This is a genomic window from Nocardia brevicatena NBRC 12119 (assembly GCF_000308495.1).
Lineage (GTDB): Bacteria > Actinomycetota > Actinomycetes > Mycobacteriales > Mycobacteriaceae > Nocardia > Nocardia brevicatena.
Genome location: NZ_BAFU01000010.1, coordinates 1 through 11,024, shown reverse-complemented (window position 1 = coordinate 11,024; position 11,024 = coordinate 1). Strand labels below are relative to the sequence as shown.

At 65.2% G+C, this 11,024-nt stretch carries 7 protein-coding genes and 1 pseudogene; 3 read left to right on the top strand and 5 right to left on the bottom strand.

Annotated features, from left to right (window positions below; translation table 11 throughout):
- Positions 1-92 precede the first annotated feature (92 nt).
- Positions 93-1,274 (top strand): helix-turn-helix domain-containing protein, encoded by a 1,182-nt coding sequence (locus tag ON20_RS02135; RefSeq protein WP_245546955.1) that lies wholly within the window; start codon positions 93-95, stop codon positions 1,272-1,274.
- A 94-nt stretch (positions 1,275-1,368) separates the two neighbouring features.
- Here ON20_RS02135 and ON20_RS02130 read toward each other — a convergent pair whose 3' ends face one another.
- From ON20_RS02130 to ON20_RS32710, 3 genes and pseudogenes are all read right to left on the bottom strand, one after another.
- Positions 1,369-1,689 (bottom strand): helix-turn-helix domain-containing protein, encoded by a 321-nt coding sequence (locus ON20_RS02130; protein ID WP_040833140.1) that lies wholly within the window; start codon positions 1,687-1,689, stop codon positions 1,369-1,371.
- A pseudogene (locus tag ON20_RS02125) lies at positions 1,679-2,022 on the bottom strand (type II toxin-antitoxin system RelE/ParE family toxin). Before ON20_RS02125 ends, ON20_RS02130 begins: the two are co-directional and overlap by 11 nt.
- A 451-nt stretch (positions 2,023-2,473) precedes the next feature.
- Positions 2,474-2,911 carry a hypothetical protein gene (locus ON20_RS32710; protein WP_157228647.1) on the bottom strand — a complete coding sequence of 146 codons (438 nt, stop codon included), beginning with the start codon at positions 2,909-2,911 and terminating at the stop codon, positions 2,474-2,476.
- Positions 2,912-3,175: 264 nt separating this feature from the next.
- Here ON20_RS32710 and ON20_RS02110 point away from each other — a divergent pair, with 264 nt between their 5' ends.
- Positions 3,176-5,158, top strand: a complete 1,983-nt coding sequence (locus ON20_RS02110; RefSeq protein WP_245546956.1) for an NACHT domain-containing protein — start codon at positions 3,176-3,178, stop codon at positions 5,156-5,158.
- Between the two features lie 160 nt (positions 5,159-5,318).
- Here the strand turns inward: ON20_RS02110 and ON20_RS02105 are convergent, their stop codons facing one another.
- On the bottom strand, positions 5,319-7,961 hold the full coding sequence (locus tag ON20_RS02105; protein ID WP_218002413.1) for an ATP-binding protein: 2,643 nt from the start codon (positions 7,959-7,961) through the stop codon (positions 5,319-5,321).
- A gap of 189 nt (positions 7,962-8,150) precedes the next feature.
- The gene (locus ON20_RS02100) at positions 8,151-9,422 is read right to left on the bottom strand and encodes a cytochrome P450 (protein WP_040833134.1); all 1,272 of its coding nucleotides are present in this window, start codon (positions 9,420-9,422) and stop codon (positions 8,151-8,153) included.
- 141 nt (positions 9,423-9,563) lie between these two features.
- On the opposite strand from ON20_RS02100, the gene ON20_RS02095 reads away from it, so the two are divergent.
- Positions 9,564-10,727, top strand: a complete 1,164-nt coding sequence (locus ON20_RS02095; protein WP_040833133.1) for a steroid 3-ketoacyl-CoA thiolase — start codon at positions 9,564-9,566, stop codon at positions 10,725-10,727.
- Positions 10,728-11,024: the final 297 nt, after the last annotated feature.

Below are 11,024 nucleotides of genomic sequence, written 5' to 3'. Positions count from 1 at the left end.
TAGCGAACTGATAGTTCATCGCCGAACCTTGACGCCGAAGACCCGCTACTCTCGTGCCAGAGGGGATTCCGATCAGAATCAGGGGCTGCGTCGTGACACAGAAACGAATCGGTGAGCGCATCGCCGAGCAACGGAAACTCGCCTACCTCACCCAGGAACAGTTGGCCGCGAAGATGGACTACAGCGTGCACACCGTGCGCGCCGTCGAGCGTGGCCGCGATACGCCGTCTCCGGCGTTCGTCTCCGCGGCGGCAGCCGCTCTCGGCGTCGAGCCAGAGCTATTACAGGGCACGCCCTACTACGAAACCCTGGAAGAGGACGGTCCGCTCGAAGGCCTCGCCGAGCTGCGCACGATCCTCGCCGAGGGCGCGTACGTGCGTCCGGTCGAACCGCCGAACGAGGGGCAGCTCCGCGCGACCATGTCCGAGATCGAGACCGCGATCCGCGACGACCGGACACGGCGGGCGATGGCGATGCTACCGACTCTGGTCCGCCAACTGTACGGTGCGCTGCACGCCACCTCCGATGAGGCACAGAAGCGCCGCGTCTACGGGTTACTGTGCAACGCCTATATAGTGGCGGAGGGGGCGTGCTGCCGCCTCGGCTACACCTCTCTGACCACGCTGGTACTCGATCGCCTGGATTGGGCGGCCACACATACCAACGATCCGGGGTTCGCGGTCCGCAGTCTGATGAAGCGCGCACGGCTGTTGATGTCGCACGGTTCCACAGATGTCGCGATGTCGCTGGTGAAACAAGGACTCGGCCTGGTCGTCGGCAACACCGAGTCCGAACGGGTACTACGCGGATACGGGCACCTGCGCGGAGCGATGGTCGCCGCACGGGCACGCAACCTGGACCTGGCCAACGTCCACATCGGTGAGGCACGGCGCATCGCGCAGCCGATGCACCACGAATCCGACCTGTATACGACGATGTTCGGTCCCGGCAATGTCGAAGTGCACGCGTGTGCGGTCGAGTTGGAGGCCGGCGACCCAGGTAAGGCGGCGCGAGACGGGTCCGCGCTGTCGCTGCCTACTGATATGGCGGCGCCGAGGGCCGGCCATCACTGGCAGGACAATGCGAGGGCATGGCTACTCGCCGGACAGCCGGACGAGGCGTTGAAATCGCTGCAAAGGGCCCGACGAGTTGCCCCGCAGCAGACCCGCCTGCACCCGAACGTACGGGAAACGCTGCAAGGAATCGCGGCGGCCGAGCGGCGTCGTACGGACAGTCTGGGTTCATTCGCACGCTGGATCGGCATCAGCATCTGATCACGGACGGAAGAGCATTACCGGCACGGTGGCCGGCCGAAACGTCGTACCAATTATTGCGTCAGAGAAATACCGAAGGGCCGAACCTTTGCGGTTACTGCAGAGTCAAGGTGTCGCCGTTGCCGAATTCGGCCACCACGCGCAGCCGTCCTCCGACAGCACGAACGTAGGCATCCAATGTGCCGAGCTCGATATGCGACATGTCGCCCCGCTCGATGTTGGACACCCGCGCTTGCGTAACGCCCATCACCTTGGCGATCTCGCTCTGCGTACGCGCCTGGGCCTTACGAACCTGCGCCAGGCGATAGGCCCGCTGCGCCCCTTCGATCTCCCGCTTCGCCTCGGCAACACGCGCAGGCTCGACGAATCCCTGTGCATGCACGTCGGCCTTCACATCCTTCCAACTACGGGCCATCGTCCTCACCTTTCCTGTCGAGCCACCGCTGGTAGCGCGCCTCGGCTACCGGGATGTTGTCGGTGTACCACTGTTTCCACTGCCCTGCCTTGTCTCCGGCGACCAGTAGGATTGCCTGACGGTCCGGGTCGAAGACGAACAGGATCCTTATGTTGGTCGCCAACGGCCGAAGCTCTTTCAAATGGTGCAGCCGTGATCCCTTGATCCGGTCCGCCAAGGCCGCCCGAGTAGCGGTCCCTCATCGGCGAGCGTGTCGATTGCCGCCTCGACCCGAGCGGCCTGCTCGGCATCGGTGCGAGCCAAGGCGACGAACCACTCATCGACCTCGTCCATCAGGATCACGTTCCACACGCACCGAGTATATCTTCAGCATTATACAATGTGTAGGTTATTTCCCGACTGTGTTCGAGGTGACGCGTCTGGTTACCCGGAGTGCCGATCCAGGCGTTTCGGGACCGCTCGTCGGATGACCTTGCTTGGGTGTGGCTTTCTCACACTCGGTCCGAGAGACCAAACGCTCCCGCAAGGCTTCAGGGAGCCGTACCGACCCGGGTATCTTCCTCTACCGGATGCCGGCAGGGCGGCCCTTCCGTAGGGCAGTCATACCGATTTCCATAGGCCCGACAACCTCTATATCCCGGACAGGGTTCGCCGCGTAGTCGTTGGCCCTACGCTCGTAGTCCGCGACGCTCGGCCGCTTACAGAAGGCGCTTTCCATAGACCAGCGGTCAGCTTTCCTCGCGCTCATGCCTCTCCCCTCTCCAAGCCTTCGACCTGCTGTTACTCAGTGTGGGTAGAGGTCGCGCAGTTCGTCGATTCGTTCCGCGACGGCCACGGTGAACTCGTCGTTCACACCGCGCAGGATGCACAGGTCGGCGTGCATGGGTTCGAGCAGCTCGAGCGCGCCTGTCACATCACCGGTGCCCGCCAACAGTTCGGCGAGGTCGAGCCGTAGTTCTAGGGCGAGTTCGCTGCTGTCGCAGTCGGCCGCGACGACCTCGGCAAGCAGGGCGCGCATGGCGGTCGGTCCCCCGTCGATATCGCCGAGCTGCATCTGACACCGGACCGCCGCGGCGCGGACATCCCACGCCGACTGGCTGAACTTGCCCTCCACCCGGCGGTACGCCTCGGCCAACGCCTCCAACTCGGTGCGCGCGGCGGTGCTCGCCGGCGAGCATCCATGCGGCGGCCATTTCCCGCCGCAACTCCAGGACCTCGGCATTGTCCACGCCGCGCGCCTCGGCGGCCTGTTCCAGGACCGCGGCGAGCGCGTCGGCGGCCTGGGCAAAACGTTCGAGTGCGAGAAGCTGCGAGTACCGCTCGCGGGCCTTGGCCACGGCGGTGTCCAGGTGCGTCGCGGTGAGCGGTATCGAAGCGAAGGAACACACCGCCACGCCGTGTTCGCTCGCCGACTCGGGCACGGATGTGTTTTGTCGAAACCGGGTGTCGAAACTCGTTGGCCGGCAAGCTGTCACGCGTGGCTGGTATGGAAATCGGGTGGGTGTTCCGGCTGTTGGCGACACTGTTCAGACCGCTGGTGGTGCTCTACCGGTGGTGGCGACCGAACACCGACAGAATGTCGATCGCGGTCCTGGCCGATCGGCTGGCAGGGCAGGTCAAGCGGGAAGAGGAGCGCCTGCGGCGGGAGTTACGGGCCGGGGCCAGTTCGTTGGCGCATGTCGAGTTCCGCGCTGCGCCGCAACCACATCGACCTGGTGAGGTACTCGATTCGGCCACGGTCAAGGAGATCGGCGACTACTTCGATCTGCTGGAGCGGCCACACCGGCGCCGGTTGGTCGTGCTCGGCGTCCCGGGTAGCGGCAAAACCGTGGCCGCAACGTATCTGGTGTCGAGGCTGCTGGCCCTGCGCTGGGATCTGGCCGACGCTCGCCGCGCCGAGGAACCGGTGCCGGTACGGGTCAACGCCGCCGGCTGGGACGGCGGACACGACTTCTCACGGTGGCTGGCCACCCGCCTCGGTTACGACTATTCTCTCCGCCCCAATGCCGCTCGGAAAATGGTCGACCGCGGCCTCGTCCTTCCCGTGATCGACGGTCTCGACGAAATGGACACCCACGACGGTGCGGGATCGCGGGCCCGTGCCCTGCTGGGCCTGCTCAATCGCGGTCTGTGGCGTGACCGACCCGTAGTCGTCCTGTGCCGCACCGATGAATTCGAGTACCTGATGCGTCTGGGTGAGGACCACGGCCTGCACGGCGCCACCACCGTCACCCTGCAACCCCTACTCTCGAATCAGATCACCGAGTACCTCACCACCTACCGACACGACATCGGCACCACTCACTCCGACTGGACCGACCTCACCACCCATATTCGCGATCATCCCGACGGACCCCTGGCCACCGCCCTACAGACACCCTGGCTCCTCGGCCTCACCGCCACCACCCTGCGCCACACCCCCACCGTCGCCGGCCGGCTCATCGACTGTCCCGACACCGATGCCGTCCGCGATCTGCTGTTCGCCGTCCAGATCCCCGCCGCTGTCGCCGCCACCGACGATATCGAGGAGTACCGCGACTACACCAGTGACAATGTCGAGAAATGGCTGCGGTCACTGGCCCGCTGCCTCCAACACCGCCGCGACACCGGTCGAGACGGCACCGCCATCCGGCTCGACGAAATCTGGGAGATCGCGGATATCACCCGCGTTCGCGTTCTGCACGGGCTCGCGGTCGGGATGGCGGCCACGCTCATGTTCGAGCTTGCGGTCGGGCTCACTCTCGGCCGCACGGACGCGCCCGCACTCGCGTTGGTGCTCGGGTCGATGGCCGGGTACGCGGCCGGGAGCGCTTCGTTTCCCGAAGCGAATCATATGGCATGGAGGGTGCCCGCTCGGTCTCGATGGTGGCGGGGGCTCACGACCGGGATCGTGACCGGAGTTGGCACCGTGCTCTCGATCGGCGCCTGGGTCCTGGTTGGGGCCATACCAGTGGCCGCCCTCGCGCCCGCGCTGGTGGCCGGGTTCACGCTCGGGCCCGTGGTCGGGATGTCGGTCGGGTTGAGCGCAGACACGGAAGACCAGTTGGCTCTTGCGGTCGATGAACGGCGACTTATTCGTGAGGATATCCAGGCCGCGGCCTTCATCGGTGTTTTGCTCGTGCCCGCCGCCTCGCTCGTGGGCGGACTCACGTTCGAGGTCGCGGAGGGGTTCACCGCCGAGTTCGCGGTCGTACTCACGCTCGGGCTCTCGTTCGGGGCGGCGGCCGGACTCACCACCGGGCTGGTAGTCGGACTCGCGGCGGGCCGCTTCTATATCGCGGTGCTCGTTTTCCGATTCACGAGACAATTCTCGAAGCGACCCCTCGTGTTCCTCGATTGGGCCCGTCGCAGCGGTCTGCTCCGTATCAACGGCACTGCCTACCAGTTCCGGCACGAAACCTACCGGCAGTGGATCCAGCACACCCGGCCCGCACCCGACCACACGCCCTCACCGACGGATACGGCGTAGATCGGTACATCCGGAGGTGGGAGTGATGATTTCCCCCTCTACTGAACGGCAACCCTGATGCCGCTATCGACACGCTGCACGAATCCCGGGCTGTGTCTCCGGGTCGCGACAGCACGTCGGTACCGGCGGTTGTCCGCCCGGTACGCAAACCTCGTCGAGGTCATTCTCGCCGTGACCGGTAATGCCGCTCACCACTGTGGCGCTGCCGGTGCTCCGTTCGGGGCCGAACCTCGTCGATCATGCCCTCCGGAACGAACGGGACGATCTCCTTTCGGGAAGTGATCATCAGTTTGTGGAAGATGGCGGCCATCTGCGCATCGACGGTTCGGCCCGAACTTCCCCGGCGTACCGCGATGGCGGTATTCGTCCATCCCGCCGCGGCGAATGTCGCCACCTCCTGCTCGGCCCGTGTCAGTTCGTCCCAACGGTGTCGGGTACCGGTGCGGGCGTTACCGCCGGCCGGCGTCCTGCCCATAGGTAGCGTTCCCAGTGCCAGACGCTGGACCTCACCTTTTTCGGGGCGTAGGGCAACACCCTCTTTCTCGATGGCGGCGAACGCCTCGGGCCCCAGTACGCCGCGGGCGGTGTCGATGGCCTTGTCGGTTTCGTCGGCGAAGGGCCCCAGCCCTTCGATATTCGTTCCCACCTCGGCCCGCAGCGCCCTGGCTCCTCCCACAAGCCGAGCCGTCTCGGTCGCCAGGGCAACGAGTCCGTCCTTGTCGGTGCCGCCCGCGGCGATCGAGTCGGTGATGATCCGCGCCAACGACCAACACCGAATATGCACTGCCAAGGCCGCGCCCCAGTGGTCGCGAACGGAGACCAGATGCGTCAGCGCCGTACGCCCCACCGACAACGCCGTGGTCGGATCACCGTGTTTGGTCAGGGCGAGCGCCAATATCATCTCCGCCCAAGATTTCAACCACAGCGCCCCGGCCGCGGCGAAATCGTCGACATTGCGGCGCGCGAGCGTCAATGCCTGTTCCGCCGATCCGAAGAAGCCGGTGGCCATGGCCTCGAGGAGTCTGCCCATCGCCTCGGCGCCGCGGTCGCCGAGGTCGCGGGACTTCTCACGGGCGCGCGCCAGTACGGTAATGGAGGCCGGGTCGCGGTGCATCACCATCAGTTCCTGGCCCCATACGAGTTCGAACGGGGCGGGCAGGCCGAGGTCGATGTCGGGATTCCGGCGCCAGTCCCGCCGTATCGCCGGATCGTCCGTGCAGGCGGCAATGCAGTCCTGGAGTATTCGTTCGGTGTCCGCGCGTTGCCCCTGCCACAGGGCCAGCCACCCGATCAAGGCCATCGCCACCGTGTGGAGTTCGGTCGGCCGTGTCGCGTGGGTGCGACTCGCCTCCAGCGTACGTTCCGCCCATTGACGGGTTTCCCGCAACGATCCGTTGAACCAGGGCGCCCGCAGCGCCATCAGTCCTACCGAGATCTCCACACCGAGCACCGATTCCTCCGGTGTGGTGAGACTTCCCTCGATAGCGACCAAGATGTTGTCCCACGAGGCGCGCACCCATTCCAGTTGCTCCAGCTCCGCCGGGCCGTACCAGATGGCATACGCCTGCAAGACCTTGTTCCGGTAGTACTGCCGATGCCGCCGGCCCACCCGCGCCGGTTCGTCCACCCCGCTGGTCGAGTATTCCCGCAATTGTTGACGGGCGAACACGCGGATCGTTTCCAGCAGCGCATACCGCACGCTGGTCTCGGTCCTGTGTTGGGACACCAGCGACTGGTCCACGAGGCGTTCGAGCAGTCCCTCGATCTCCTCCTTCGCCACGCTCACAGCAGCGTCTCGGGCGTGCTCCCCGTCATCCGCGCATACGGCTTCGATGGCTTCCAGGTCGGCCCCCACATCGAACCCGAAGTGGCCGCCGTTCTCCGGACTCGGGTCGTACCCGAGCGAGTCGCGCACCACGCGCAGGATTTCGGAGCCCGCGGCGAATACCGACATCCGCGCCAGCAGCAGGCGTTCCTTGTCCGTGCACAGGTCATACGACCAGGCGATCACGTCGGAGATCCGCTCGTGCCGTGTGTCCGTTCCCGTTCGCCATGCCCGGGACCATCGCATCCGCCTGTCGCTCGCGCCGCCGTTCAGCTCTCGGAGAATCGCCTCCAACGGCTGGCGGCGCAGCCGTGCGGCGGCGAGCCGGATGTAGAGCGGATTGTTGTGCATGTGGCGGCAGATCCGCTCGGCTGTCGCGACCTGATCCTTGTGGGTCACGGTATGACCGGTGAGCTCCGCGCGCCGACGGAACAGGGTCAGGGCCTGTTGCGGCGACAATGGAGGAACTTCTATGAGGTGTTCGTCGACCCATCCCACCGGTTCGCGGCTGGTGGCCAGGACGACCAGGCCGGGTACCGCGTCCAGCAGCGCCTCGATGAGCGAGGCGGCACCGATGAGCACGTGCTCGCAGTTGTCCATCACCACCACGGTCGGCAGGTCTCGACCCACCGCGTTCTTGCCGGCGAGCCTGTCGACGAGGGTGTCCCACACCGACCGTCCCGAGAAGTCGGCGTCGAGCACGGCATGTGCGACCTCTTCTTCCACCGCGATGCGTCCGGCCCCCTTGGCCAGCCTTGCCAACCGCACCCAGTGCACCGGGGTCCGCGTGGCCTTGCGGAATTGGCCGACCGCTTCGGCCGCGAGGCGGGTTTTCCCGATACCGCCCATGCCGAGCAGGGTGATCAGCCGGGCCGAACCCAGCAGGGTTCTTATTCGATCCAACTCCGGGCCTCTACCGACAAAGCCATCCGCGATATTCGGGAAATCACCGCGATATTGTCGGCCCTTACTCGACATGGAGCCCGAGTGTAGCCGCCCCGCATACCGATTCCGGCGGGTTCGGGACATTGCCGTCTCCGCGGAACCGCGGAGACGGCCCACCGCCTCGAGCGCCTCTTCCGTCCGGAGCCGAACGACGTTACGGCGCCTCCGACGAGGTGGTTCGGTCGCTCGTCGGGAGGCGCCGTAGCGTCGGTTCGACAGGATTCAGCTCGCGGTCGCGCCGGTCACCGGGCAGGTCTTGTAGTCGACCGGGAACTCCTTGATGCCGTTGAGCCAGCCCGAGCGCAGCCGCTTGGGATCACCGATCTTGGTGATATCGGGCAGGTGGTCGGCGATGGCGTTGAAGATGAGGTCGATCTCCAGACGGGCCAGGTTGGCGCCGATGCAGTAGTGGGCCCCGGTGCCGCCGAAGGCGACATGCGGGTTGTCCTTGCGCATGATGTCGAACTTGTCCGGGTTCTCGAAGACGTCTTCGTCGAAGTTCGCCGACCGGTACAGCAGGACGACCCGCTGCCCCTTCTTGATCTGAACACCGCCCAGTTCGGTGTCCTCGAGCGCGGTGCGCTGGAACGAGGTGACCGGGGTGGCCCACCGGATGATCTCGTCCACGGCCGTGGCGGGGCGCTCCTTCTTGTACAGCTCCCACTGGTCGGGATTCTCCAGGAAGGCGATCATGCCGTGGGTGATGGCGTTGCGGGTGGTCTCGTTGCCCGCGACGGCCAGCAGGATGACGAAGAAGCCGAACTCCTCCGGGCTCAGCTTGTCGCCGTCGACATCGGCCTCGATCAGGGTGGTGACGATATCGTCGGCCGGGCACGCCTTGCGGGCCTCGGCCATGACATACGAATAGCCCAGCAGTTCGGTCGATGCGTTGACGGGGTCGATATCGATATCCGGATCGTCGTAGCCGGTCATCTCGTTCGACCAGGTGAAGACCTTCATCCGGTCTTCCTGGGGGATGCCGATCAGCTCGGCGATGGCCTGCAGGGGCAGCTCGCAGGCGATCTGGGTGACGAAATCGCCCGAACCCGACTCGGCCGCGGCCTTCACGATCGCCTCGGAGCGGGCGGACAGCTCGGCGCGCAGCGCGTTGATCGCGCGCGGGGTGAAGCCGCGGGAGATGATCTTGCGCATCCGGGTGTGCTCGGGGGCGTCCATATTGAGCAGGACGAAACGCTGCAGTTCGATCTGTTCGCGTTGGATATCGTCGTTGAAGCGCGGGATAGCCGTGTTCTCGAAAGTGGAGAATACATCGCTGCGCCGGGAGACCTCTTTGACGTCGGCGAGCTTGCTCACCACCCAGAAACCGTCGTCGTGGAAACCGCCGGCCTCGGAGGACTTCGGATTCCACCAGATCGGCGCGGTCCGGCGGAGTTCAGCGAACTCTTCGACCGGGACCCGCTGGGCGTAGATGTCGGGGTCCGTGACGTCGAACCCGTCCGGCAGGTTCGGTCGGGCATTCACCGTATCTACCACCAGTCGTCTCCTTCGACATAACTGAAACACGTTCTACAATCATTGAAGCACAGGCGGGAGAATGAGGAAAGAAACAGGACAGACCCCGCCCGTGATCAGTGTGAACACGTTTCAGTTTCTGTTCGTAGGGAAAGGTTGGAGATGGGCACACCCGTTATCGTCGAGGCCGCTCGCACCCCCATCGGCAAGCGCAACGGATGGCTGTCGGGCCTACACGCCGCCGAGATCCTGGGCCTGGCCCAGCGCGGTCTGCTCGACCGCGCCCATCTCGATCCGGGACAGGTCGAACAGGCCATCGGCGGCTGCGTCACCCAGGCCGGCGAACAGTCCAACAACATCACCCGCACCGCGTGGCTGCATGCCGGACTGCCCTGGGAGGTGGGCTGCACGACCATCGATGCCCAGTGCGGTTCGGCTCAACAGGCCAACCATCTGATCGCCGGTCTCATCGCCGCCGATGCCATCGAGATCGGTGTCGCGTGCGGCGTCGAGGCCATGAGCCGAGTTCCGTTGGGAGCAAACGTCGGTGAGCATGCCGGACCGCGTCGGCCGGCATCTTGGGATATCGATATGCCGAACCAGTTCGAAGCGGCCGAGCAAATCGCCAAGCGGCGCGAGATAACCCGCGAAGACATCGACGCTTTCGGCGTCCGCTCACAGCGATTGGCGGCTCAGGCCTGGGCCGAAGGTCGGTTCGATCGGGAGATCCTGCCGGTGACCGCCCCGGCGGTCGACAAGGAAGGCAACCCCACCGGCGAGAAGATCGATGTCACACGAGACCAGGGCCTGCGTGAAACCGACCTGGAGAGCCTGGCCAAGCTGAAGCCGGTACTCGAGGGCGGAATCCATACCGCGGGCACCTCTTCGCAGATCTCCGACGGTGCCGCGGCGGTTCTGCTCATGGACGAAAAGGCCGCCCAACGAGCCGGTTTGCGGCCTAGGGCGCGAATCCGCACCCAATGCCTGGTGGGGGCGGAACCGGAATTCCATCTCGACGGCCCGGTGCAGGCGTGCACCCGACTGCTCGAACGTTCCGGTATGAGCATGAGCGATATCGATATCTTCGAGATCAACGAGGCGTTCGCCTCCGTGCCGCTGTCCTGGGCCCGGGTCCACGAGCCCGATATGGACCGGGTGAATGTCAACGGTGGAGCCATTGCACTCGGACATCCGGTGGGTTCCACCGGTTCTCGGCTCATCACCACCGCGCTACACGAACTGGAACGGTCCGACCGCACCATCGCAATGGTGCTCATGTGCGCCGGCGGCGCCCTCGCCACCGGAACGATCATCGAACGTCTATAGGACTTACACCACAATTGAGCGGCTGGGTTGAACGTTCATCCCAGCCGCGGGAAAAACGTGTCGTACGCCACACAATGGGTGGTACAGACCATCGGATGAGGTGCCAGCTATTCGAAGGCTACCCGAGGCCCGTCCGGGAAGACCCCCGCGACGGGCCATAACCTGCTGGTACCGCGCGTACACAAGAACCCCTCGGGCAACCCGCAAACGCCACGCTCCAAAGCCCTTCTCCGGATGCACACCTAGAAGCTTCAAGGAAATCCCGAATCAGGCGTAGGTTTTCAGTTACTGAGCCGC